The organism is Rheinheimera hassiensis, assembly GCF_022436675.1.
GTDB lineage: Bacteria > Pseudomonadota > Gammaproteobacteria > Enterobacterales > Alteromonadaceae > Alishewanella > Alishewanella hassiensis.
Genome location: NZ_JAKUJZ010000004.1, coordinates 323,535 through 349,323, shown reverse-complemented (window position 1 = coordinate 349,323; position 25,789 = coordinate 323,535). Strand labels below are relative to the sequence as shown.

Here is a 25,789-nt window from a genome sequence, read left to right as displayed (position 1 = left end):
ACACCATGTTTATCAGGCTTATTTTACTCTGCTGCGTTATGCTATCGGCCTGCGCGCATGCCATGCTGGTGCAAAAACAGCGCTTTACGCTGGACAACTTCAGCACACAAAACGGCCACACTATTGCGCAGGTCAATATCGGCTGGGAAGCTTATGGCCAGCTTAATGCCGATAAATCTAACGTTATCTTAATTACCCATTTTTTCTCCGGCACCAGCCATGCTGCCGGTAAATACCATAAAGACGACAGCAATTCCGGTTACTGGGACGCCATTATCGGCCCCGGTAAAGCGATAGACACCAATAAGTTTTACGTGATCAGCAGCGATACACTGGTAAACGCCAATGTGTTTGATCCAAACGTGATTACTACAGGCCCGGCTACTATCAACCCAGCTACCGGTAAACCCTATGCCTTAAGCTTTCCGGTGGTCAGCATCGGTGATTTTGTTGAAGTACAAAAAGCCCTGCTCGACAGCCTGGGCATTGGCAAATTGCATGCGGTTATCGGCCCGTCGATGGGCTCGTTTCAGGCTATTGAATGGGCAGTGCGCTACCCCGACAGAGTTGAGCGCCTAATTCCGGTTATCGGCAGCGCTTATATCGATGCCTACGCCGCAGTAAAGCTGGAGCGCTGGGCTTACCCGATAAAAACCGATCCCAACTGGCATAACGGCAACTACTATGACAAAAGCCAGCCCATACAAGGGCTGAACACCGCTCTGGCGTACATTACCCAGGATGCGCTGCACCCTAGCGGCTTTAACCAGCGTTACCCGGCACCAGAGCTGGATAACGCCCCACGGCAGGATATTAACGCAACCTTTTCTGCCTGGGATCAACTGCTGCAACAGGCTAAAGCGCGGGCAGAATATCAGGACGCCAACCATATATTGTATCTCGTGCGCGCATCGCAATTATGGCGCGCCGGCATGGGCGATAACTGGCAAAAAGCCCTTAGCCGGGTAAAAGCCAAAACGCTGTTTTTGCCAGCCAGTGGCGATTTACTGCTGCCACCAGCCTTAAGCCAGCACAGCGCCTCCGCCATGACAGCCGGCGGCAATACACCACAGTATGCCGAAATTCCCGGCATTTGGGGCCATCTTGACGGCGTGGTGGGCGTTAGCGCGGTGGCAGAGCAAATAGCTGAGTTTTTAAACTAGTTTTTCCTGACGGGTGCTGCGGGTATCGGGCACCCTTTTTCATTTTTCACTCATGCCTTACTTCCACGCCGCATTACTTAACCGGCACCTGACATAATTAACTCGCACTCAAACGCATTTTAGGCTAAAACTACCCGGCTAAGCATTGCAAAAAAGCTGCCGTCAGGCAAGATAGTCTCTTTTTCAACAAACTGATTTATAAAAGGAAGTAACCATGGCTTATGATTATGGTAGTGAGTCGTTAGGGATCCGTAACCCGTTTAAAGCCGAAGGCCTGCTGCGGGCAGTACGGGGTTTAGTGGTCAGTTTGCTTGGAATTTACCCGCTACTGCAAGTGGTAAGCCTGGTACAACAGGATAAAGCTCTGGCCTGGTTTTATGCCGCCATTGGTTTTATGTTGCTGGCAGGTGGCTTACGCGCGCTGGGCGGTGGTATTTTTCAGATGCTGCGCTTCTTTGTTGGCCGCAGCGTACCTACTTCACTGGCACCGAATTACAGCAAATCCGAGCGTGAAACTGCCAAGTTGGAGCAACCGCATTATAAAAGCGTCGACTTAGAAGAAATGCTGATGGGCCGCAAAAACAAAACCTTCGTTGAACCGGTGGGGTTTATCTCCCGCCTGGTACACACGCTGGTACCAAAGCTTATTTTTCTGCCCTACCCGCTGCGTAATCTGGCGCAACGTTTTTCCGGCGCCTTAATTGCCACCGTTATTGCACTGGTAGCTTATGCGTTAACTGCCTTTGTTTGCTTAACCGGCCTGGCTGGCAACACCGGCGATATTCTGCTGCCGTTTTTCTCGTTTGTGCTGGTAGTGTATTTAATTATCAGCTGGCGCAGCGCCAGTACGGTGTACCGTAAAGCCGAAAAAACCATTGAAACCCAAGGCAACCTGCAACTGGCCAAAATTATGGCCTTTGCCATACTGGCGCCGGTGTTGCTGGGCTTGCTAATTAGCTACCTGCTGCAGCAGCGTGAAATTCAGCGCTTTGTTGCTGACTTACAACAATCCGAGCTGGAAAGCTTTGCCGTAGTACCACAGCTTTTGCTGGTGCTGTTATTTGCCGCCATCAGTGGCGCCTTTATCTTTCTGCTGTTAAAACAACGTACCGCCCAGGTCAAGGCACAAACCAAAGTGTCGGAATACCGCGCCAACTGGCAGGAAAACATTCACCCGCGCGAGCTGTTTGTTAATATCGACAATATTGTTATGGCTAACCGGCGCTACAAAGAAATACCTAACCGGATCTACCGCGAGCTAAACCCGCAGTTAAATGAGCAATCGGAAAGCAAAGGCGATTTTAGCGGCGAAGTAATTATAGAAACCCAGCCCGCTTATGCCCCGATGGAACACAACACGCTGTTTAAGCAATTGCGTTTACTGGCTACCATTAGCGGCCAGATATTGCTGTTAATCGGGCCTTTTATTCTGTTTTACTTATTGTTTGAAGCCGAAACCGTGCTGCAGCTGATCCGGGAATACAGCGCACTGGCCCGCCCGTCTGATGCCATAACACAAGGCTTTGCTGTTAACCTGTTTAATGAAAGCCAGTTTATTTTAAGCCTGATTTTCAGCTGGCTGATTTGCCACAGCTTTGGCCGCTTGCTCGAAACCTACAGCCACACCTTTTGGGCCGAGCTGAATTTTGATTCCTTACTGGTGTATTTAAAATGCGAAGGCACCTACACCCAAAGCAAGTTAACTACAGGTAAAGGCATTTACGATTCTACCGCGTCAGAAAACTACGTTATGCGCTCATCGTTAACACCGTGGATTATTACCTCACGCATTATGAGCAGCACCTTTGCCGACAGCGGTGCCAAAAATGTCGAACACCCGCGGCATATTCTGGAAATGCAGGACAACCCGCAGGAACTGCAGGCGATACTGGACGATATTCAGGGCTTCTTGTCTGATCGCGAAACCATTGCCAGCATTAAAAACCAGCAGGATTTATCCAATACTGAGCAAATTTACCAGATTAACCAGCAATCACGCGCCATGCCGGTTACCTCAGATCAGGCCACGCTGGCCAGCCCACAGCAAGACGCCGAAGCCAGCACCAGCCTGCCACCGGAGCAGCCACAAACCCCATAACTAACCCCGCAACAACCTTGCGCCAGCCGGCGCAAGGCCTTACTACAGCAATAGCTTTGCTGCGACAATTTGCCGCATCCCCTGAGCCATGCCTTTTTGTTACCTTATCTCATTAAAATCATATATATAAAATGAGTATAGGGCATGACACAACACAAAACCGTACTGGCACTTATCGGCCTGCCATTCCTGGTATTACTGCCACAGACATTGGCTGCAGAGCAAGATATTGAAGTGATGGTGGTCACCAGTAGTCGCCAGGCGCAGGCTCTGGTTAACCTGGCCGAAGCCGTAGCGGTAATAGACGAAGATACCATTAAAAATGTCAGCCCCGGCCATCCGTCTGAGTTGTTAAACCGCGTATCAGGCGTGCATGTTAATGATCTGGGCGGCGAAGGCCATATGACAGCCATCCGCCAGCCTATTTCTACAGGCGGCGTTTACCTGTTTTTAGAGGACGGTCTGCCCACCCGGCCCACCGGCTTTTTTAATCACAACGGCTTGTATGAAATAGACATTCCCAACTCCGGCCGGGTAGAAGTAACCAAAGGCCCCGGCTCAGCGCTGTACGGCAGCGATGCGATTGGCGGAATTTTTAATATTTTAACCCCTGAGCCAACAGCACAGTTCAGCGGCAAAGCCCAGGCCGAACTGGGCAGCGATGGCTGGCAACGCGGCTTGCTAAGCCTGAGCAGCCCGTTAAACGATGCCCACAGCTTTTACTGGCAGCTAAACAGCACGCAAAGCGACGGTTTTAGGGAAGAATCTGACTACCAGCGCTTGTCTAGCAACCTGCGGCTGGACAGCGAATTGGGTAGCCATACCCGGGTAAAATCGTTACTCAGCTTTGGCAAAGTAGACCAAAGCGGCACCTCGGGTTTATCGTTAACCGATTTTGAGCAAAACCCGGCACATAACTACTATCATGGCGACATAGGCGCACGCGATGTGCAGGCACTGCGTTTATCGGCCGAGCTGCGCCATCAGCTGTCTGATAACAGCGAGCTGATGCTGACACCGTTCTTCCGCGACAACCGCTCAGACTTAATGCCCAGCTGGATGCTCAGTTACGATCCGGTAGTGCAGCAAACCCGGTTTAAGTCATACGGCCTGTTGGCACAGTACAGCCAGCACACCCAGAACAGTGTTAACTGGAGCGCTGGTATTGATGTTGATTACACCCCGGCCAGTTTCGCCGAGCAGCAAATAAGCGTAACGCAGCAAGATGGCATTTACACCGATTACGCGCTAACCGGCCGCACTAATTATCACTACGATGCTGACCAGACCGTGCTGTCGCCCTATGCTCAGTTGCAGTGGTTTGCGACAGAGCAACTGATTATCAGCCTGGGCGCGCGATACGACTATTTTAGTGTCGATTACACCGATTTACTGGATGCCGATGTACCACAACAGGTAGGTCGCAGCAGTTGGTTACGGCCGCCATCGCAAAAATTAAGCTACAACCAGCTTAGCCCTAAAGCCGGAATTGTCTGGAAGTTCGCTGACAACCAACAGCTGTACGCCAACCGCCGCCATGCGTTTCGGGTGCCTTCGGTAGGCCAGGTCTTCCGCCCCGGCAGCAGCAACGACACCACAGCACTTGAGCCGGTAACCGCGGTTAACCACGAACTGGGCTGGCGCGGCCAGTTTGGCAACATTCAGCTGGATGCCAGCCTGTATGATTTAACCATTAAAGATGATGTGGTCACTTACATAGACGCCAACAGCCGCAAAGTTACCAACGCCGGTAAAACCAGCCACCGCGGTGTTGAACTGATGCTGCAATGGGCACTGACCGATGAGCTTAAGCTGCAAAGCAGCGGCACCCTTACCCGGCAAAAATATGAAGATTTTCAGTACCTGTTTAGCTGCTTCCCGCCGGTTTGTGTGCCGCCGGTGAACGAAACCCGCAACTTTGCCAGCTTTGACGTAGGTAAAGCACCAAAACAACTGTGGCAAAGCAGCCTGAGCTATCAGCCCCGGGCAGTGTCTGGCCTGTGGCTGGAACTGGAGTGGCAAAAAGTAGGCCGTTACTTTACCGACGAAACCAACACCAATACCTACAACGGCCACGACCTATGGCACCTGCGTGCCCGCTACCCGCTAACAGACAATATTACCCTGGCAGCCCGGCTGATGAATATTACCGACAAAACCTATTCTACCTACACCAGCAATCAGGTAGGTTCCAGTGCTGTTGAATACCGCCCCGGCATGCCGCGCAGTGTGTTTGTCAGTGCCACGGTGAATTTTTAACGCTTAACTCTAAAGGCAAAACGCATGCGAATTTCAACACTGATCAGGTGGCACCGTATTTTGTTGTGGCTGGGCGGCATTACCTTAATGATTTTTGCCTTAACCGGTATTTCGCACCCCATTATGAGCTGGACCGGGCCGCAGGCTGTTACCATGCGCACGCCCAGCCTGCAGCTTTCCGGCAATACATTACAACAGGCCATGCAACAGCTGGCCGCCCGGCCACTGCCGGCACAGGCCCTGGTAAAGCTGGTGCCCTACCGCGAACACACCGTGCTGCAACTTAGCCGCGATTTAACCTCGCCGCGCCAGTATCTGGCGCTGGATAACAGCCCGGCACCAACCGATGAAGCTATGGCTATTTGGCTAGCCAGCCATTACAGCGGCCAGGCTGAGCAGGATGTAAGCAGCGTAACCCTGCTTAGCGCTTTTAATAACGCCTACCCGACGGTTAACCGCCTGCTGCCGGTATATCAGGTGGATTACCACAACGGCCTCAGCCTGTATATTCACACCGAAAGCCTGAGCATGGCCGGTATAACCAACCCCTACAAAACCAGCATACAGGCAGTATTTCGTCAGTTTCACAGCTGGCAATGGCTGGACGCCACACCCAGGTTAAAAATGGTGATTATGGCCATACTGCTTGGCAGCGCGCTGTTACTTACCCTCAGCGGTGCCTGGTTACTGCTTAAACTGCCCTTTACTGCCAAACGGCGCGGCCTACGCCGCTGGCATTACGCGTTATCCTGGCTGTTGTTTATGCCGGTTACGCTGTATCTGCTTAGCGGTATTTACCACTTTAGCTATAAACAGGTCGCCGTTGAAACCGCCGGTTTAACGCTGCCTGCCATGCAGCAACTGCCGGTTGCGGTTGATACGGCTCAAAGCATTGATGCCACCGCTATGTATAACAGCGCCAGTTTAGTGCTGGCTAACGGCGCCAACTGGTACTGGCGTTTGTCAGAGTTTAACCCGCAGCAGCAGGCCGATCGCACCAGCCGCTTTAACGGCCAGCAAAGTGAAAAAGGCGCGCAGTTTATCGGCCTTAGCGCCGATGCCCCGCCACTGGATGACAAGCATTACGCCCAGCTACTGGCACAACAATTTACCGGCTTAAGTGCGGCAGAGCTAACCAAGCAAAGCCTGGTTACCCGCTTTGGCCCCGACTACGACTTTCGCAATAAACGCCTGCCAGTATGGCAATTTGATTATGCTAACGGCAGAGTATTTATCGACGCCGTAAGCGGCCAGTTAGTTGAGCAACAAAGCCGCGCCAGCCAGTGGGAGCGGTACAGTTTTTCTTTTGTGCATAAATGGGGCATGTTGCAGCCATTACTCGGCCGCGAAGGTCGCGATATGCTGGTAGTAGGCTTTATGGTATTGCTGCTTACAATGGCGGTAATGGGCTTTGCCATGCGGCTAAGGCGGCGCTAAAGCAGGATGTGTTGGCAACCGTGTTGCTGATAAATAACAAACTGGCCGCTAATGCGGCCAGAAGAGCAGCTTGGAATTATTAGGATCAGATAAAAATTAAACCTGATGCCTCACTATAATTTAATTTTTATCTGATCCGTCATTACGTTTATTGGGTTGCGCCTATACGGACTTTGTCGAGTCTAAGGCGCCAGCCACCACCCGATGATGCTCATGCATCTCAATCGCTGTCTTCAACAGCCCGACGTATCCAATCCCCAGCATCAGCACGCCAAAACTGACCTCCTTGAGGATGCCGCCCTTGGAAACGAAGAAGCCGAACATTCCCAGAGCTAGAAATAGCAGCGTCGTGCCTGAGATCACTACTAATGCGAGCCCCCCTTTGCGCGTGTCCTCCCATATCTTCTTGGAGAAACTGTTCTGCGTCTTGGTGGTGTCCTGCAACGTCGAGAAACTGATCGCCAACCCACTGAAGATCAGCGCGTTATTGACGGATGTCCAGAACGTGTCGAAACCTGCAAAGTACGGATAGACCATATAACCGAAAGCAACCAGCAGCAACGGGTACTGCAGATAGCTGATGGCCTGGAATAATCGTCTCACCTTACCCATGGGCGGCCCCCCTGAAAGCGGCTCTTGTGGTTGAGATAAATCGGACGTGGTCATATGTTTCCTAATAGTTTATTCAAAGGATCTAAACCCGCGAGTTGCGTATTCAAGATCCCGCAAGTTTCAAAATTTTATCCAGTCTAGGCTGCTAATTGAATGTAAATCAAGCATTTTGGTGGTGTAGGAATTTTGCTGCAACAAACTACCGCTTTTAAACCAATACACCGCTGCGACATTTTGCCACAGCGACGTAAACCGCTGGCGGGGTTACACTAAAAACTCAGACATGACATTACCGCTGCAATGGTTTAGTCTTTTCTGACATTTTGCAAACGGCTGCCTGGCAGCCGTCTTTTTATCTGAAGCCGATGTAAAGCTATGGCCCAAAAACTGATTATCTCCACCGAATTATCACCGCGCCACCAGCTGCAGCAATTTGCTAATTTTCGCTGGGGGCTTATTGGCTTTGAAGCAACCGCCGCTGTGGCCGGTTGGTTATTTGACTACCCTGTCAGCTCCTGGCCGCTTATTTGGCTGTTACTACTTACGCACATTTCTACCAATGTTATTCCCCGGCTGTTTGCCGGTGCACAAAGCCACCTGGCGCGTATTTATGCCATTAGCTGCTGCCTGGACGTATTGCTGCTGGGCTGCTTGCTGCTATTAAGCGGCGGTGTAAGTAACGGCCTGGTGGCGTTGTTATTGCTGCCGGTGGCGGTTGCAGCAGTCATGCTGCCGGGCCGGGTTTGTTATATTATCGCCATGCTGGCCATCATGGCCTACAGCCTGCTGTTGCTGATTGGCGATTTAACCATTCCCGATGTAGACCAACTGCTGCAACAGGCAGAGCACGCCCAGCACAGCCACATGCATAGCAGCGCTGCTGGCAGTGCTTTTAACCAGCATATGCTGCAAATGTGGTGGGCTTTTGCTTTGTCGGCCATTCTGATCAGCTGGTTTATTAATGCCCAGGCCAATTTAATACGGTTAAAGTCACGTAAAATCAGTGAGCTGCAACAGCAACAAGTGCGCCATGAACACATGCTGGCGCTGGCCACCTTTGCCGCCAATGCCGCCCATGATTTAGCCAGCCCCATTCAGACGATGAATTTGCTCTGCGACGAAATTGCTGTTGATAACAGTAGCCCGGCGTTAACCGATTTACGCCTGCAGTTAAACCGCTGCCAGCAAATTGTGCAGCAACTACGCCAGGACGCCGGCAGTTTACGCCGCGACGACGCGCCACAACCACTGCTTGTGCTAACAGAGCAGCATATAGACCGCTGGCTGAACAGCCGGCCCGACATTGGTTTAGCTATTGATAAAACCATTACCGCTGCTGACTTTACCCTGGCCGACAGCCAGGGTTTTGGTGCGGCGCTGATTAATATCCTCGATAACGCCGCCGATGCCAGTGTGGCTAATGGCTGCGCTGAGCTAAAGGTGGCGATTGCCCTGCAGGACAGTGGCTTTAGTATTAGTATTTATGATTTTGGTGAGGGCCTGTCAGACAACCGCCTGGCTGAGCTGGGCAAATTGCCACAACAAAGTGAGCAAGGCCTGGGTATTGGCCAGTTTCTGGCCAATGTGTCTATTGAGCGCCTGGGTGGCACGGTGCGCCGGCGCAACCTGGATAACGGTACGCTAACGCGGATCGATATTCCGCGGCCGAAAGTTGAGCACAGCTGATGCACCTGGTCATTGTAGATGATGACAGCGTATTGCTTGGCGCACTGGCCCGGCGCTTTGGCCAGCGCGGCTTTAGTGTAACCACTTACGCCGATGCCATCACCGCAGAGCTGTTAATTGCCCAACAAGCGCAGGCCTATTTGCTGGATTTACGCTTTGCCAGCCAGTCGGGCTTAAGCTTTATTGCCCCGCTTAGGGCTGCATTACCGCAAAGCCGCATTGTGCTGCTTACCGGTTATGCCAGCATTGCCAATGCGGTGCAGGCAGTGAAGCTGGGGGCCGATGACTACCTGACCAAGCCGGTCGATTTTTTACAACTGGAACAAGCCATAACCGGCAAGGCGCAAAGCAGCACAACCGCTGACATCGCCGTACTGTTATCGCCCGAGCAACTGGAGTGGGAGCATATTCACCGTGTACTGGCCGAGCACGGCGGCAATATCAGCCGTACCGCAGAATTACTGGGCATGCACCGGCGCACCCTGCAGCGTAAGCTAAACAAACACCGGCCTTAAACGCGTTATTGCTGCCCGGCCATTTGTTGTAAAAACTGCAGGCGTTGCAGCTCTTCAGCATCAGGTTGCCAGGGTTCGTCACTTAGCTGGCTTAACGCAAAATAATCCAGCTTATATTCTGCTTTTTCACTGTCACCATATTGGGTTAGCTCGCCGGGTACTGCCGGGCGCTTTTCCAGCACAAAGGTGCCTAAAATATAAGGCCCGCTTTGCTGTTGCAGCACCGCTTTAAACACCCGCAGGGTTATTTCACCCTGACCCTCGCTTAGCTTGGCGTTGCCGGTTAGCAAGGCTAACGGCTGGCGTTGTTCGGTAAATAAATTAGCACGTAAGCGGTAATAACCGGCTTGGTGTACCGCTATTTTTACCGGGATCAGCATATCGCTGCCAACGCCACGGCTATCTCCCACGCCGGTAATAGTGGCTACCGGGTGGCTGTATCCAATGCCGGTTTTTAGCACTTGCTGCTGGCCGTTAGCGCTAAAGCTCACGCTGATTTCAAAAGCACCGTTCCAGTCGGCCTCTGCATCAAAGGTGGCTGACCAGTTAGCCGGTGTACCGCGCATTTCTTCAGTGGCCACTAACGTTGCCGTGCCTTCCGCACTTAGTATCACACTGACATCTGATACCTGAATACCGCTTACCTGCAGCGTTACCGGAATGGCCTCGGGGTAGCTAAAACGGAATTTTGGCATCACTATCGTTGCGCTGGCACCGCCCTCAAGGGGCACCGTTTGCGGGATATAGCGGTTTGGCGCCAGCAGGTGTTCATCATCCGCGCTTAGCGGCCGCGAATACGGCGGTAGCTCAAGCTCAGCAGCATAAGCGCTGGCCAGTATTTTAAAACTTTCACTTACCGGCTGGGGTATTTTTTCTGTTACGTTAATTTGCTGCGGCTTAGCCACCGCCGTGTTAGCCGGCTTAACAGCCGCGGCGGGAGTTATAATTTTCGGTGTTGTTTTTGGCACTACCTCTGCCGGTTGCGGCCAGAAAAACCATATGCCTGCCAGCAATACTGGCAGGCTTATTATCAATACTGCCTTTTTCATTAGCGCTAGTTCGCCGTCTGATACACCAGTGCCGACATACTGGTGTTATCAGAGTTACGCACTATGCGATAACGCGAGCTAAATACCCACCAGCCACGGCTTTCGTCAAAAGTGTTAAATTGCAGCCGCTCACCGTTTAAGTAATTTATGCTATTGCTGGCGGCAGTAATTTCATCAGCCGCGCCATTGGCAATAACGTCGCTATGGCTGTAGCCTTCGCTCATTAACATAGGGTAATGGTACGGCATAAAGCTGGTTGGCCCGCTAACAGATGTCAACTTGCCATCAAAGGCCACGCTGCGTGAACAACTGTTAAAGCTGCCTGCGCTGGCCGCACCGCAGCTGGAATGGCTGGCCACTACGCCGTCATCCTCACCTGGCAAAAATGCACCGGTGGCCCCTAAAAAGTCAGATCCGGCGCCAACAAAACGTAAGCGCGGCACCCGACTGTCTGGGAAGGCCGCTAACTGGCGTGCGGTGTTTACCCGTAAGTCGTTTAACACACCAATGTTAGACGGTGACGGTATTTGCCCCAGCCACAAGGATATGGCCAGCCGCAGTGCGCCATCAATCAAGCCGGAGCCACCGGCGACATTGACTGCTAAATCGGCGAGTTCTACCCCGCCGCCAGCACCGGCAAAATCAAACGTAGCGACAATATTCAGCGGTTGTAAGCCCGCGTTTTGTAACCACAGCGCCTGGTTATCAATAATGTAGCGGGTAACTAGATCACCGGCAGAGTGCGACACAAAGATACAACCACTGGCGCAGGTGCCATTTTGTGACAGCTGTTGCAGCTTAGGCCAGACATAGTCACTGGCAATTTTACCGGCCACCCGTTCTTGCGATGGCCAGTCAATACGTACATCGGCTCGGTCGCGCCAGTACTGCGCCCAATACTCTGCGCCATTAGTGCTTACCTGGCTACCGGTAGGCTGGCTGGCTAAATTATCCGGCTGAAAACCGTGTACCAACACCACCGGGTAGCCGCTAACAGCGGCTTGCGCCACGCCGCTAAACAGGCCCGCCAGCAAAAGCAGGGTAGATTTTTTCATTTGGGTTGTCCTCGTCTTTTCTCTGCTGAAACAGGGTTCTTGCTAAGATTATCGTTATTATTTTTGCGCCCCTTCCGTGTGACTGTACCCAAGCTACCTTAAGGCATAGCCAACACCGGCGCAGCATCAGGTAGGACGGGTATACAACTCCACCAACAAGATAGACCAGTACAACCTGAATGCAATAAGCAGGATCTGCCGCCGGCAGACTGCCTGAGCAGGTAAACCGGTAACAGTGTTTGAATTTTCTTAAACAGAGAAAAATGTGAACGGCGCCACTGCCGCATTAAAACGGCAGTGTGCTTTTTAAGCAGATAACAGGCAGGTAAAACACTGTTTAAAGTGATTGCTCAAACTATTTTTCTTATTACCTGCCGTTTACCTGAAATAAGCTTTAGCTTAGCCAACAAGAACAAGCCCTTTATGCTGTAAGCACTGTTGCAATTGCGCCACTTTATCCGGGTCGGTAGTTATGCAGATAAAACGTGGGTTTTCCTGCAGGTAAGGCTGGTTATTTTGTATGGTACAAATTTCCAGCAGCTGCAAATTGGCGGCCTGAAGTTGCTGCTGCAAAACCGGCAGAAAGAAACCACCGTCATCGTAATAATTTAACTCGCCAAGCGGAGCTCCGTGTTTATCGTATAAGCTGTCTGTCACAAGCGTTACTCCAGCCTGGCGGATCGGTACCAACTTATTCAGATTAGCCAGAGCCCAGGGATCAAACTCTTTCCATTCAACATAACAATGAAAATCTTTCCCCAGCAGCGCATCCAGCCAAAACAATTCTTTATAGATACCCTGCCGTTCATCTACCTCAGGTGTTATTACATTGGCCGCGACAAAGCCTGGTACTGCATTTTCCAAAGCGATATAAAGCGCGCTGTTGTCCATATTGCTTCCTTTTTAAATCATAGAAATAACTTCTGCTACAGCAAACGGCCTGCCAATAGCGTGCGCCGATAAGGCCATTTACAGATGCTTATCCTAAGACATTTACCACAGCAGGCATACCCGAAATAGTTACAATTTATACAGAGTTGGGGGGAGCAGTTTATGAATACGCATAAGCCGCGCCCGATCGTAAGTTGATAGCAAAGATGCCGTTTCTCTCAGATGTGATACCGCGGCATTATTCGCATATTACCTGTTGGAGTTATTAACCAAATCGCCAACAACATGCGATACATAATCGGCGCCTTTAAGTATTTCATCAATAATACTGACAGCTTCTGTTATTAAATCTGCATTTTTATCTGCCTGCTCAGTAACCTGCAACATGCTGCCCCGGCCCTGTGTTACCAGTTGATTGTTTTTACTCACCATCTGGTTTATTTCTTCAGTCGACTTGGTAGTGCGGCTTGCCAACGTTCTTACTTCATCGGCTACTACCGCAAAGCCTCTGCCATGCTCACCCGCGCGGGCGGCTTCAATGGCGGCATTTAATGCCAGCAGGTTGGTTTGATCAGCAATCGATTTTATCGTAGTAACAATTTTGGAGATTTCGCCTGATTGAATATTTAACTCTTCCACCAGTCCGGCTAACTGTTTGATATCCTGCGATACTTTTTCTGAGTTGCGCAAGTTTTCTTTTAAAATACTGGCGCCGCGCTCTGACACCTGAGCAGTTTCAACCGAGGTGCTGTGTGCCAGCTCTGCCGCTTTTTGAATTGCCAGTTGCCGCTCCATCCGTTGGGTAATGTCGTTGGCTATCTTAACCACTTTAATGACCTTGCCGGCATGATCAAATACCGGGTTGTACGTTGCTTCAATCCACACCGAATTTCCCTGGCTGCTTATGCGGCGGAATAAACCGTTTTTTACGTGGCCGTTCTCCAAGTCCTGCCAAAATGTCGGGTTGTCGGTGTAAAACTCGGGGGCACAAAAAATTCTATGGTGTTTACCGCGGATATCACTAAGACTGCGATACCCCAAAGCATTGATAAAATTATCATTTGCCGTAATGATAGTGCCGTCCGGGGTAAATTCTATTACCGCGTTTGAACGCTCGACAGCATTGATAAAAGCCGAATTACTTACTGATTTTTCGTGTACTGCTGTCACATCATTGGCAATTTTCATTACCTGAATAACCTGGCCACTTTCAATGGTAGGAATATAAGTCGCTTCAAGCCAGATATCGTTGCCATTTTTATGCTTGCGCCTGAACAGGCCCCGTTTGGGCTGTCCTTTTGCCAGATCGGACCAAAACTGCCGGTACTCGGCGGATTCAACCAGCTCTTTTGGGCACAGTATTTTGTGATGCCGCCCCTGGATTTCATCCATGCTGTAACCAACACAATTGAGAAACAGCGGGCTGGCTTTGAGTATTTCGCCAGATGGCGAAAAATAAATAACAGCACACGAGTTTGAAATACTGTGGGCTTGTGCTTCTAAAGGTTTTACCGCAGAACCGATAACATCTTGCTTGTCTTTATTTTTATTAAAAAACATCTGAACGATCTCCACGGCAGTATTAGTTATACATAGCAACGCCTTTTCCTTTTGCAAGCATTACGAAGGCGCGCCATGCACGGTTTAGTTAACACAAATAAATAAGCAATGAGTTACCGTTTTGCTGTTGCTCATCAGGCTATCATTATTCAAGTAGATTAAACTAATTTGTCAGAAGAAGCATAGACAGGTTCTGCGCCAGATCAAAGTTTGAACGCGGGCTACTGGTAAAAGGCGCTATTAAAGCAAAACGCAGCCGAAGCTGCGTTTTTCAAAGCCGTATATCGCTTACTGCTTTTTCATTTGCTGATGAAAGGCGGCCACGTCGGTTACTTTAGTTTGGCCAGGTAGATCGGCAAACGTCTGGTCACGGAACTTAGTACCGCGCATTTGCACCGAAATGCGGGCTGCGTTGTCATTTAGCATGGTTTCACGGTAAAAGGCTTTTACCTGCTCCAGCGTTACCTGCTCTACGGCGGCAATTAACTGCTGTTTGCTGTCGAAGCTGAATTTCTCGCGGTACCAGTCGGTAATTAATGGCCCCACTTCGTCCTGCAGGTTTTTCGCCGGCTCTTTTAGTGTGATCAGTGTGCTGGCTTTAAGCTGGGCAAAGTTATCTTCGGTTAACTTATCCAGCTCGGCGGCATATTGTTGCTTAAAGCTGTCAAAGCGGGCCTGCATATCGGCTACGCCTTTTACCGGCGTTTGAATATACATGGCAAAACCGGTGTAGTTTTCTATTTGCATGGCGGTGCCACCCACGGCATAGGCCAGTTGCTCTTCGGTGCGCAGTTTATCAAAGGCCACATTACTAAAATGGCTTTTTAGCACTGTTGCCCGTGCCAACTGGGTGTATGAAGCTTCAGGGTGTATATGCACATCTACCAGGCCAACATCGGCTACATCGATATCTTTTTGCAGTACCAGTTTTTCACCGGCGGTCGGTTGCCAGTAGGCTGTGCGGCTGTATGGCTGCTCGTTACGCTGCGCTGGCAATGTCTGCTGCACGGTAGCAACCACTTGCGCTATGGCCGCTTTGTCGTAGTTGCCAAAAGCAAATACCCGCAGCTGATTATTCGCCAGCGTATCGGCGATAAAACTTTGCAGCTGTGCAATGGTTAAACCGTTAGCTGCAGCAATTAACTGCTCTGGCTCATAGTTACCATTGCGCACCAGAGTGTTGTAACCATTAAATGCCTGATAAAACGGGAACTGCTTACCCTGGTTTTGCAAGCCACGGATATAGCGATCTTTAGCCTGGGCAAAGCTTTGCTCGTCAGTGCTAACCGCCAAACCTGCCAGCGCCTGCTGTAATAACTCCTGTTGTTTGTCAGTAAACCCGGCTACCGTCAGCGCCATGCCACTACCGGCGGTTAAACGCAGTTGCATACCGGCAATATCAGCTTCAGTGGCCAGCACACTTTGCTGCAGGGTGAAAATGTCACGCCACAGCGCCAGGGCTACTCTGGCTTTAATATCCTGCTGGGGAGAATCTGTGTTGATAAAAATTTCCAGCACGCCACGCGGCTGGCTGGCAAACTGCTGGCTTGGGTACAACCAGGCGGTAATGCCGTTTTGCTGCAACACAATTTCTGGCTTGGCTTGCTGTACCGGTGCTACCAGCTCAAAGTTTTCCGGTAACAGCCGGTTTACTGCCGGTAAATTCAGTGCCAGCTGCGGGCTTTGTTGCCAGCTTTGCTGCTCTTCGCTACTGATATCAGTAATTTTATATTTGCCGTCGTAAAAATGCAGGCTGCTATCATGTGGCTCTTGCTTGCTGATATACCATACACGCAGGCGCTGAGGTGTTAACTGCGCCAGCACATCTTTAACGGCATTGGCGTCAAAACGCTGGTAATAAAACGGCGCATTTATGGCGTTGCGGGCCGGTACTTTTTGCATGGCGTCAGCAAGGTTAGATACATAGCCAAATTCATCGCCTTTTTCCAGGAAGCGGAATTGATTGTTCAGGCTGGTTTGAATTTCACTGAAGTATTTGCTGTCTACACCCTGCTGTTTTACCAGCTCAATGTACTGCATGATAGTGGCCACTATGCCTTCACGGTTTTGCATACCGGCGTCTGTTAGCTCTACGTCTATGCTTAGCGAGCCATAATTGCCGTATAAGTCGGGCGTGGCGCTGGCATTTAAGTTAGAAATAAGCCCCATGGCTTTTAGCTGCGCCGCCGGTGTGCCGGGCATTTCTGAGCCCAGCAGGTAGCTGATAAATTCATTTGGTTTAACGGCAAACTGTTTGCTGTTATTGCTGATGGTAAAATCCAGCCGTAACTGTTTTACATCGTTATTCGGCACATAGTGAATGCGTTTGCCGCCCAGCTGGTTAAAATCCAGCTCTGCAGTTACAGCAGGTTTTTCAATGTTCTTATTAACGATACTGCTAAAATGTTTGCTGGCCAGTTGTTCCATTTCGCTTAGCGGTAAATTACTTAGCAGGGCCACTTTCATAATATTGGCCGAGTAATACTGGTTATAAAACGCTACGGTTTCAGGATGCAGTTTACTGTCGTCTTTATCGCCGAGCGTTTCCAGGTTGCCAATTAAAAACCGGTTCGCCGGGTGGCTGCCCATCATGCCGCGTGACAAATTGTACTGGCCGAAGTAGTCCATTTCGCGGCGCATTGACCACTCTGCATTAACGGCATTTTTCTCTTTATCGGTATATTCAGGGTATAGCTTGGGTGCTTTAAAAAAATCGGAGAAACGGTCCAGCGCCTCGTCGTAAGCGTTGTTATTCACCTTAAACATATAGTTGGTAATATCAAGCCAGGTGTAGGCATTTTGCGCGCCGCCGTTGGCAGTCATAAATTCGCTGTAGCCTTTGGTATCAGGGTAACGCTCGGTGCCTAAAAACAGCATATGCTCTAAATAATGCGCCATACCCTGCTGGCTCATGGGATCTTGCAGTAAACCTACGCCCACACTTAACGCCGCAGCCGATTTTTCTGCTGCAGGGTCTGACACCAGCAGCACTTCCAGTTTATTCGGCAGTACCAGGGTTTTATAAGCGCGGTTGTCGTTCGGGCTTACCAGTACCTGGCCCTGCACCTGCTGCTGCGCGGCACGCGCATCGGCAGATAAACTACTCTCACCGGCACAACCGGTTAATACAGCCAGCGCTATTGCACTGATAACAAATATTTTTTTCATTGGACCACCACGATTAGACAACTTGTTACTTTTTGTGAAGGTCAATGTAATGAAAACAACTAGCCACTACCAGCGCCAACCACAATTGGATTGTAATAAATTGTGTCGGCATGCTTATTGGGTAAGGTTATCAGCCCAGAGCGGTATCCAATAACATCATCAATACAAAGCCCAGCATTAAGCCATTGGTAGCGGCCAGTTCGTGGCCCTGCCGATGTGATTCAGGGATCATTTCATGGCTGATAACAAACAACATAGCACCTGCCGCCACTGCCAGGCCCCAAGGCAGTAATAAACTGGATTCGCCCAGCACCGCCGCACCAACCACGGCCATAACCGGCTCGGTTAAGCCAGACAATATCGCAATGCCCACCGCCAGTGAACGGCTATAACCCACAGCCAGCAGAGCCATTGCCACTACCAGCCCTTCAGGAATGTCCTGCACCGAGATGCCGGTAGCCAATGCGGTGGCTGCTGCGGTGTCGCCACCGGCAAAAGACGCCCCGATAGCCAACCCTTCAGGGATATTATGCAGCGCTATAGCAAACACAAATAACCAGCTACGGCGCAGAGTTTGGCCGCGCAGCCTGTCTTCGTCTTTAATAAAATGCTCATGCGGCACCAACCGCTCCAGCAGCAGCATAAAAGCACCGCCAAGCAAAATGGCCAGCGCCACACTACCAGAACTGCGCCATGGTGAAGCACCGCTGTCAGTTAACAAAGCCAGCGCCGGTACGATCAACGAAAACATACAGGCTGCCAGCATCACCCCGGCACCAAAGCCCAGCATTACATCAAGCAGCTTTTGTGATAACCGGCGCATAAACAGCGCCGGTACTGCACCGGCAGCCGTTGCGGTAGCCGCCACCATACCGGCATAAAAGGCATAGCGCACATTAGGTTGCTGCTGCATTAATACCACCAGTTGCTGCAACCCATAGCCTGCACCGGCAAGTACTATCAGCAGGCCAGTCAGCTTACGCAGCCCCAGCGCAGGCCATTGCAACAACATCTGCTTCATTGTTTCTCCTGATATAACCCCGCCACATAGGGCCAGTTAATCACATTAAAAAATGCTGCCACATAATCTGGCCGCTTATTCTGGTACTGCAGGTAGTAAGCATGTTCCCATACGTCCAGCCCCAGTATCGGTGTTAGCCTTTCCATTAACGGGCTGTCCTGGTTCGCACTGCTGCTTACCTGCAATTTACCGTGCTGATCTTTTACCAGCCAGGCCCAGCCACTGCCAAACCGACTGAGCGCCGCCTGAATAAATTGCTGCTTAAATTGGGCAAAGCTACCAAAGTGCTGCGTTATGGCTTTGGCCAGTTCACCGGTAGGTTCGTCACCACCTTGCGGCGACATAACCTGCCAGAACAAACTGTGGTTCGCATGCCCACCACCATGGTTACGCACCGCCTTTTGTAATGGTTGTGGCAATGCTGCTATTTCCTTAAGTAAACGCTGCAGTGGCCAGTCAGTATAGGCGCTGCCTTCAAGTGCTGCATTTAAACCGTTAACATAAGTTTGATGGTGACGGCTGTGGTGTATTTCCATAGTCAGTGCATCCAAATGCGGTTCCAGCGCATTGTAGCTATAAGGTAGTTCCGGTAACGTAAAGTTCATATCAATCCCCAATTAATGATAACCATTATCATTTGCATTTAGTCGAAAAACAAGCCATATTTTCAGTCAGGTTCCCGACAAGGTGAGTGATATGGATACGATAGAACACTGGAAACACATTATCCGCCAGGCCAACAGTGCTTTTGCGCACGACCACTATGTGCTGGCGGCCGACTTATACCAGCAGGCCGCCGTGTTGCTAACACAGGCCTGGCCGGAATACGAAGCCAGATCAGCCGAAAACAACATGCCCGGCGCACCCGATGGCACTGCATTGTTAATTATCTGCCTGTCGATCAGCGTGCAGAATCTGGCCGAAACCTATGCCAGACAACAACGCTGGCGCCGCTGCCTGGCCACGTTAAACCGCGCCTTACAGCAAGTGCTGCAACTGCAGGCTCAGTTGCCTGATACCCACCCGGCTAATGTTGCACTGCTGCGTGAAAGCTGCAGCCTGCGCCGTGAACTGTGCCGCTTTTCACAGTTAGCACCCGTTACACAAACGCCAACACAGCCCGCCTCTGCCACACTGCATTAAGGAGCACATTATGCTGATACAAAGTTCTTTGTGGCAGGATTTCAGCCGCCTGAGCCGGCACCTAAAAGCAGGAACGATCATGCCGGATGATCATCACCGGCTGGTATCTGATTACAGCTGTCGCTGCTGCCAGTTAGCCACTATGCTGGAGCGGCAAAACAGCAGTTTGTTGCAGGAGTGGTGTTTGCGCTATGCGCTGTTTACGCTGGCCGAAGGTGCCGTTAACCCGCAACAAACTGCGGCGCAGCGCCAGGCGTGTATGGATATGTTGTATATGCCGCTAATTGCACTAACCCGGCTATACCAGCGCCAGCCACAAGGCCAGGCCGAGCTGGCGGCACTGCATGCAAAACTAAAACATTGTTTTGCATGCCATTAAGTACGCTAATTATATTCGCGATTACAGTTTGCTGTTACGTCGGCGATTGCAGCCAGCAGTTACATCTGCGACTGCAAATAGTTGGGCAGGCCCAGCAGTTTAATCAGGTTTAACTGCTGCTCCAGCCAGTGGGCGTGGTCTACCTCGGTGTCGTCGAGCAACTGCTGCAACATCGCCCGGGTAACGTAGTCTTGCTCTTTCTCGCACAACGCCATCGTTTGCTTTAACAGCTTTTGCACGGTGTATTCTACGTTTAAATCGTTCTGCAGCATGGCAGGAACATCTTTACCAACGTGAATGGCGTCACGCTTGCTCATATCCGGCACACCTTCTAAGAAGATAATGCGTTCAATCAGCTTGGAAGCATGGCCTTTTTCGTCGTCAAACTCGTGATCGATGCGCTCAAACAGCTTGTGTAAGCCCCAGTCATGGTACATACGCGAGTGAATAAAGTACTGATCCATCGCGGCCAGCTCGTTGGCCAGCAGTATGTTTAGCGCGTCGATAATTTTGCTATTGCCCTTCATTTACTCGCCTCCCAGCTGTGCCTGCAGGTAATTTGCCAGCCCCATAGTGCTGATTTGGTGCTGCTGCGTTTCCAGCCAGTCCAGATGTTCTTCTTCATATTCCAGAATTTCAGTCAGAATATCGCGGCTAACGTAGTCTTGCTCGGTTTCGCATAATGCTATGGTGTCGCGCAGCAGCGGCAGTTGTTCTACCTGAAACTCCATATCGCACTGCAGCATTTCTGGTGTGTCTTCACCAATGCGCAATTTACCCAGCGCCTGCAAATTGGGCAGGCCTTCCAGCATTAAAATGCGCTCGATCAGCTCATCGGCCTGCTTCATATCTTTAATCGACTTTTTGTAGCACACATCGTTAAGCGCTTTTAAGCCCCAGTTTTTATAAATGCGGGCATGCAGAAAGTACTGATTAATAGAGGTTAATTCAGCTGTCAGTATTTCATTTAGCTTAGACAGCACCTGCGGATTGCCTTTCATGTAATGTACCTTTTCTGTCGCGACAAGAATTGCTGCATAGTGTAGACCAAAATCGCCCTCATCGCAAAATTATGTTTATAATCAATAACATATTACTGATAACCATTCGTATTATTAACTCGTTTAGCTTAACGCTTAATTAGCGTATTAAAGCTTAAGCCGGATTTCATGGCGCTTGTCTCAAGCCTTTTGAATTGTCTGGCATTTTACGGTAAACAGAGAGTGGTATTACTTACCTATAATAATAATCCGGGGGTCCGATGAACATAGTTAAACCTTTTGCCCTGCTGCTACTGCTGTGCAGTACCATGGTGCTGGCAACTGAGCGCCAGATTGAAATTGACAGCTCAGTGATTACCGAGCATAAAACCGAAGTTAACGGTAAGCGCTTTAGCTATACCGCGACTACCGGTACCCAGCCGGTGTGGGATGAAGAAGGCAACCCAACCGCGACGCTGTTTTATACCTATTATCAGCGCAGCGACATTAAAGATCGCGCCAAGCGCCCGCTACTGATTTCGTTTAACGGTGGCCCCGGCTCTGCCTCGGTGTGGATGCATGTAGCTTACACCGGCCCTAAAGCACTGGTTATTGACAAAGAAGGTTACCCGGTACAACCGTATGGCGTAAAAACCAACCCGTATTCAGTGTTAGATGTAGCCGACATTGTATTCGTTAACCCGGTAAATACCGGTTATTCACGCGTATTGCCAGGCAAAGATGGCAAAATGCCATCAAAAGATCAGCAACAAAAAATGTTCTTTGGCGTAAATGCCGACGTAAAATACCTGGCAGAGTGGCTAAACACCTTTGTAACGCGCACTGAGCGCTGGCAGTCACCGAAGTTTTTAATTGGTGAAAGCTATGGCACTACCCGCGTATCTGGCCTGGCGCTGGCACTACAGAACCAGCAATGGATGTACTTAAACGGCGTAGTACTGGTATCGCCCACCGAACTGGGTATCAAACGCGAAGGCCCGGTAGAAGCCGCTAACCGCCTGCCGTATTTTGCCGCTACGGCCTGGTACCATAAAAAGCTGGCCACAGATCTGCAGCAAAAAGATTTATACGACATTCTGCCAGAAGTAGAAAACTTTACCCTGAACCAGTACCTGCCAGCGCTGGCCAAAGGTAATGCGATAAGCAGCGATGAAAAACAGCGTATAGCCCAGCAGGTCGCCAGCTATTCTGGTTTATCGCTGCAAGCGGTGCTGCAAAACAACCTGGATATTCCAACCAACTACTTCTGGAAAGAACTGCTACGTGATCGCAGCCAAACTATAGGTCGGCTGGATTCACGCTATTTAGGTATTGATAAACGCGATGCTGGCGACCGGCCAGATTACAACGCCGAGCTAACCTCTTGGTTGCACTCATTTACCCCAGCTATTAACCACTATCTGCGTAATGAGCTGAACTACAAAACTGACATTAAATACAATATGTTCGGCCCTGTGCACCCGTGGGACAGAAGTGGTGATGAAACGGGTGAAAACCTGCGCCAGGCTATGGCACAAAACCCGTATCTGAAAGTGATGACGCAATCAGGCTACTTTGATGGTGCCACTAACTATTTCGATGCCAAGTACAATATGTGGCAGTTAGATCCAAGCGGTAAAATGAAAGACCGTCTTAGTTTTAAAGGCTACCGCAGTGGCCATATGATGTACCTGCGCTATGAAGATTTGAAAAAATCGAACGACGATCTGCGCGAGTTTATCTTAGGTGCTTTACCAGCTGACGGTGTAGCTGCGAAGTATTGATACTGCTGCAAAACGCTATTAAATAAAATCCCTGCTTCGGCGGGGATTTTACTTTAAAGCTAACGTAATTGCTGTTTGCGGTTTGCAGCTAACACCACTAATGCGATGCCGCCCAAAATTGCCAGCGACGCCAGCAGCAAGCGCAGTGTTAATGGTTCTTGCAACAACAATACACCACCCATTGCTGCCAGCACCGGCACACTTAGTTGCACCGTAGCTGCTGTTGTAGCTTTGAGTAACGGTAAGGCGGTATACCAGATGGCATAACCGATACCAGAGGTTAAAACACCGGATAGCAGCGCATACCCTACCCCGGCACTGTCTAACGACACCTGCTTGACTAACAACACACTAAGCAACAGCGCCATCGGCACTGCCCGGATAAAGTTACCGCTGGTTACCGCAAGCGGATCGCCTGCGCCTTTGCCGCGCAACGAGTACATGCCCCAGGCTACACCGGCAGCTAACATCAGCAAAGCCCCTGACAGCGGCGGTGCCGACAACCCCGGCAGCAACAAACCACTAAGCCCCGAGCAAGCCAGCAGCAAACCCAACCACTGCAACAAACTAAAGCGTTCACCACGCCACAGGCCGTAAGCTATCATGCTGGTTTGCACCGCCCCGAACAGTATTAGCGCGCCAATACCGGTGTTCAGCTGAATATAAGCAAAGGAAAACCCGGCAGCATAAACAAACAGCGCCAGCGCAGATAGCCAGTTACCACGGCCGCTATATTCACCCCGGCGCAATACTACTAACGCCCATAATGCCACAGCGCCAGATACCAGCCGGATACTGGTAAAACTGGCGGCATCTATCTGGGTATACGCCAGTGCCGCACGGCATAGCAGCGAATTACCGGCAAAGGCGACAAGCGCCAGCAGGGTTAACAGCACAACGCGGGTATAGGGCATAGCAAGGCCTCAGAACAAAAATTGTCTGAGGCAGGCTAGCATTAATAAACGAAGTTTACATAGTGGCTTTGAGCGAAATACAGCAGCAGATAAGCCCTTAATCACTGGCTGTAAAAGAATCAAATAAAAATAACAAGAAAGCCAACTGCAGCAGGCTTTCTTGTTTCATTCATTGCGCAGGCACGTTAGTCCAGCGCTGAATACTCTGATACCGCTGTTTCATTGTCTGAGTAGTATAATTGTAACTAATCTGCACTATAGTATTTTCTTGGGTTTTAGCTACTACACGCAAATTACGATAATACAATAGTACTGGCTCGCCATTAGCCAAACGTTGTATTAAGTCATCTTCACAGCTTTCGTAATCCAGCTCCGCAGCACAAGCATTTGCGTATAACAACGTGATTGAACCGTTACCTTGCTCCTGCCATTTGTAGCTGGCGCCATAACTATGGGTACTTGTATCAGGATAAGAACTAGATAAAGAAGCAAGATGATTATTGTATATATTATGATAGACCGCTGAAAACCCCATTACATCTTCTAAGCGGAAGCTCCCTATAATGTCATTTACACTAAATACTTCCGTTCTTTTTACGAAAGGATAATAAACATCTCTCGAGGTAACCATGCTTAAACCGAATACTGGGTGCTCTATAAAACGATAGCTGTATTGCTGTGAGTCAAGTTGTATCTGCAACTCACTACCGGTAACTGCCCAATCAAACTGAATATCATCCAGTGGAGTTGCTCCAGGGATCTCAAACTTTGCTTTGCCCTGCTGGTTTGTTGTAAAAATAACTTCAGTACCGCCAAACAGAAAGTCTTCTATAATTGAAGATGGCTCAAATCGAAACGCGGAGTGATACGTGCTGTTAAGTGCTATTTCCGGGACTGCTACGGTCGGGCTCCTCAACATCTCAATATATCTGACAGGTTGCTGTGTAAGGAATTCTGTCAAACCGTAATAAGCTGAAGCTTCAATGTTGGTGTCTGTCAAACGTGCACCGAATTGATAAGCTAATACCAACATGCCATCTGAAGCTGTAAGAAGATTTGCTGATAACAAATCAATTTGAAGTTCCAGCTGTACCTCATTACCACTGTTTATATGAAGAAAGTCTATAGTAGTATTGCTGACATCCTGTAAAGGTATAACCTCTACACCGACATCCCCCTGAACCAAACGGGTGTTCATTTCAACCGTTGAGTATTCGCTATAGCCGTTATGTGAAAGTAATAAAGGCAAATAGAGCTTGATGTTGTCATTTACAATTTCACTAACAAAATCGACTGCAGTATAAGGCATCACATAGCTTCCACTGCTGGCGTCGGCACTGGTATATCTTTGTATGGTTACAGCCAACATGCTGTCATCAGACTCAAGCACCAGCCTTTTTCTGTCAGTGTCAGCAGCTATGACATAAGCCTCGAAGTATTCGCTACAATCTGAAATGCAGTTTATTTTTTGTGAAGAAATTTCAATGTAACCATTTAAGTAAAACCAGGTCAAATTAAAAACTTCGCCATTTTTAGCAAAATAACGTCCGGTTTCATTGGGATACAAATACAAGCTGTCGCCATTATCCAGTGCCCATTGGCCGATAAATTCGGCTTTAGACGTGGCAATTTCTGTCCATTTCGACGGGTCGTCGGCCACGTTCAGGGTGATAGTGTAATCAGAGTGTAATTTGCCATCTGACACCCTGACAACAAACTGATGCGTACCAACATGGAAGAAACCCGGTGTTGCACTTAGCAGCAACTGATTAGCGTTAAGAGTACCTTGAACCCAAGCAGGTTTATTGGTGTAGCTTACTGCCAATGTGTCATTCTCGGCATCAGCCAGTGCCAGATTGACAGATCCGGCAGACGCTGCTGATAATTGCATATTCAACTGGCCGGTAAGCACCGGAGCAGTGTTTACTTGTGTTGGTGGTGTATTATCTGAGCCGGATGAACCACCACAACCTGCTAATAGGCCTGCCAACAATAACAACATAAAATAGCGCATAATTTCCTCTGTTATTTTTATATCCTTTACAATAGCGAGGCATATTACACAGTATTTTATT

The 25,789-nt window shown here is 49.8% G+C and carries 21 protein-coding genes; 9 read left to right on the top strand and 12 right to left on the bottom strand.

Annotated features, from left to right (window positions below):
- The first annotated feature begins 5 nt into the window (after positions 1 to 5).
- The 4 genes from MJX74_RS10320 to MJX74_RS10305 all read left to right on the top strand — a co-directional run bounded on the left by MJX74_RS10320 (position 6) and on the right by MJX74_RS10305 (position 6,957).
- Positions 6 to 1,163 (top strand): E22 family MetX-like putative esterase, encoded by a 1,158-nt coding sequence (locus tag MJX74_RS10320; protein WP_240222778.1) that lies wholly within the window; start codon positions 6 to 8, stop codon positions 1,161 to 1,163.
- 214 nt (positions 1,164 to 1,377) lie between these two features.
- Positions 1,378 to 3,261: a hypothetical protein gene (locus tag MJX74_RS10315; RefSeq protein WP_240222777.1), complete on the top strand. Its 1,884-nt coding sequence runs from the start codon at positions 1,378 to 1,380 to the stop codon at positions 3,259 to 3,261.
- Between the two features lie 144 nt (positions 3,262 to 3,405).
- Positions 3,406 to 5,520 (top strand): TonB-dependent receptor, encoded by a 2,115-nt coding sequence (locus tag MJX74_RS10310; protein WP_240222776.1) that lies wholly within the window; start codon positions 3,406 to 3,408, stop codon positions 5,518 to 5,520.
- Between the two features lie 24 nt (positions 5,521 to 5,544).
- Positions 5,545 to 6,957, top strand: a complete 1,413-nt coding sequence (locus tag MJX74_RS10305) for a hypothetical protein (protein ID WP_240222775.1) — start codon at positions 5,545 to 5,547, stop codon at positions 6,955 to 6,957.
- Positions 6,958 to 7,119: 162 nt separating this feature from the next.
- Here MJX74_RS10305 and MJX74_RS10300 read toward each other — a convergent pair whose 3' ends face one another.
- A complete protein-coding gene (locus tag MJX74_RS10300) occupies positions 7,120 to 7,623 on the bottom strand; it encodes a hypothetical protein (protein WP_240222774.1) in 504 nt (167 codons plus the stop codon).
- A gap of 321 nt (positions 7,624 to 7,944) precedes the next feature.
- Here MJX74_RS10300 and MJX74_RS10295 point away from each other — a divergent pair, with 321 nt between their 5' ends.
- Together MJX74_RS10295 and MJX74_RS10290 are read left to right on the top strand one after the other, a co-directional pair.
- Positions 7,945 to 9,255, top strand: coding sequence for a sensor histidine kinase (locus MJX74_RS10295; RefSeq protein WP_240222773.1), 1,311 nt, complete (start codon positions 7,945 to 7,947; stop codon positions 9,253 to 9,255).
- Positions 9,255 to 9,770, top strand: a complete 516-nt coding sequence (locus tag MJX74_RS10290) for a response regulator transcription factor (protein ID WP_240222772.1) — start codon at positions 9,255 to 9,257, stop codon at positions 9,768 to 9,770. The genes MJX74_RS10295 and MJX74_RS10290 overlap by 1 nt, the downstream gene beginning before the upstream one ends.
- 5 nt (positions 9,771 to 9,775) lie before the next feature.
- Here MJX74_RS10290 and MJX74_RS10285 read toward each other — a convergent pair whose 3' ends face one another.
- The 7 genes from MJX74_RS10285 to MJX74_RS10250 all read right to left on the bottom strand — a co-directional run bounded on the left by MJX74_RS10285 (position 9,776) and on the right by MJX74_RS10250 (position 19,119).
- On the bottom strand, positions 9,776 to 10,819 hold the full coding sequence (locus tag MJX74_RS10285; RefSeq protein ID WP_240222771.1) for a hypothetical protein: 1,044 nt from the start codon (positions 10,817 to 10,819) through the stop codon (positions 9,776 to 9,778).
- A 5-nt stretch (positions 10,820 to 10,824) separates the two neighbouring features.
- Positions 10,825 to 11,874, bottom strand: a complete 1,050-nt coding sequence (locus MJX74_RS10280; protein ID WP_240222770.1) for a hypothetical protein — start codon at positions 11,872 to 11,874, stop codon at positions 10,825 to 10,827.
- A gap of 399 nt (positions 11,875 to 12,273) precedes the next feature.
- Positions 12,274 to 12,765, bottom strand: coding sequence for a hypothetical protein (locus MJX74_RS10275; protein ID WP_240222769.1), 492 nt, complete (start codon positions 12,763 to 12,765; stop codon positions 12,274 to 12,276).
- 249 nt (positions 12,766 to 13,014) lie between these two features.
- Positions 13,015 to 14,325, bottom strand: a complete 1,311-nt coding sequence (locus MJX74_RS21765) for a methyl-accepting chemotaxis protein (RefSeq protein WP_275692740.1) — start codon at positions 14,323 to 14,325, stop codon at positions 13,015 to 13,017.
- 288 nt (positions 14,326 to 14,613) lie between these two features.
- Positions 14,614 to 17,493, bottom strand: a complete 2,880-nt coding sequence (locus MJX74_RS10260; RefSeq protein ID WP_240222768.1) for an insulinase family protein — start codon at positions 17,491 to 17,493, stop codon at positions 14,614 to 14,616.
- Between the two features lie 130 nt (positions 17,494 to 17,623).
- On the bottom strand, positions 17,624 to 18,514 hold the full coding sequence (locus MJX74_RS10255; protein ID WP_240222767.1) for a ZIP family metal transporter: 891 nt from the start codon (positions 18,512 to 18,514) through the stop codon (positions 17,624 to 17,626).
- Positions 18,511 to 19,119, bottom strand: a complete 609-nt coding sequence (locus tag MJX74_RS10250) for a superoxide dismutase (RefSeq protein WP_240222766.1) — start codon at positions 19,117 to 19,119, stop codon at positions 18,511 to 18,513. Before MJX74_RS10250 ends, MJX74_RS10255 begins: the two co-directional genes overlap by 4 nt.
- Before the next feature lie 91 nt (positions 19,120 to 19,210).
- Between MJX74_RS10250 and MJX74_RS10245 the strand changes: the two genes are divergently transcribed.
- Entirely contained in the window at positions 19,211 to 19,657 is a 447-nt protein-coding gene (locus MJX74_RS10245; RefSeq protein WP_240222765.1) for a hypothetical protein, read from the top strand.
- Positions 19,658 to 19,667: 10 nt separating this feature from the next.
- On the top strand, positions 19,668 to 20,036 hold the full coding sequence (locus MJX74_RS10240; RefSeq protein WP_240222764.1) for a hypothetical protein: 369 nt from the start codon (positions 19,668 to 19,670) through the stop codon (positions 20,034 to 20,036).
- A gap of 59 nt (positions 20,037 to 20,095) precedes the next feature.
- On the opposite strand, the gene bfr (MJX74_RS10235) is transcribed toward MJX74_RS10240, so the two are convergent.
- Both bfr (MJX74_RS10235) and bfr (MJX74_RS10230) read right to left on the bottom strand, forming a co-directional pair.
- Complete coding sequence (gene bfr / locus MJX74_RS10235; protein WP_240222763.1) at positions 20,096 to 20,563, bottom strand: bacterioferritin; 468 nt, start codon at positions 20,561 to 20,563, stop codon at positions 20,096 to 20,098.
- Positions 20,564 to 21,037, bottom strand: coding sequence for a bacterioferritin (gene bfr / locus MJX74_RS10230; RefSeq protein ID WP_068228070.1), 474 nt, complete (start codon positions 21,035 to 21,037; stop codon positions 20,564 to 20,566).
- Positions 21,038 to 21,297: 260 nt separating this feature from the next.
- On the opposite strand from bfr (MJX74_RS10230), the gene MJX74_RS10225 reads away from it, so the two are divergent.
- The gene (locus MJX74_RS10225) at positions 21,298 to 22,800 is read left to right on the top strand and encodes a S10 family peptidase (protein WP_240222762.1); all 1,503 of its coding nucleotides are present in this window, start codon (positions 21,298 to 21,300) and stop codon (positions 22,798 to 22,800) included.
- 59 nt (positions 22,801 to 22,859) lie between these two features.
- Here MJX74_RS10225 and MJX74_RS10220 read toward each other — a convergent pair whose 3' ends face one another.
- On the bottom strand, positions 22,860 to 23,714 hold the full coding sequence (locus MJX74_RS10220) for a DMT family transporter (protein ID WP_240222761.1): 855 nt from the start codon (positions 23,712 to 23,714) through the stop codon (positions 22,860 to 22,862).
- Positions 23,715 to 23,883: 169 nt separating this feature from the next.
- A complete protein-coding gene (locus tag MJX74_RS10215) occupies positions 23,884 to 25,728 on the bottom strand; it encodes a hypothetical protein (RefSeq protein WP_240222760.1) in 1,845 nt (614 codons plus the stop codon).
- Positions 25,729 to 25,789 lie beyond the last annotated feature (61 nt).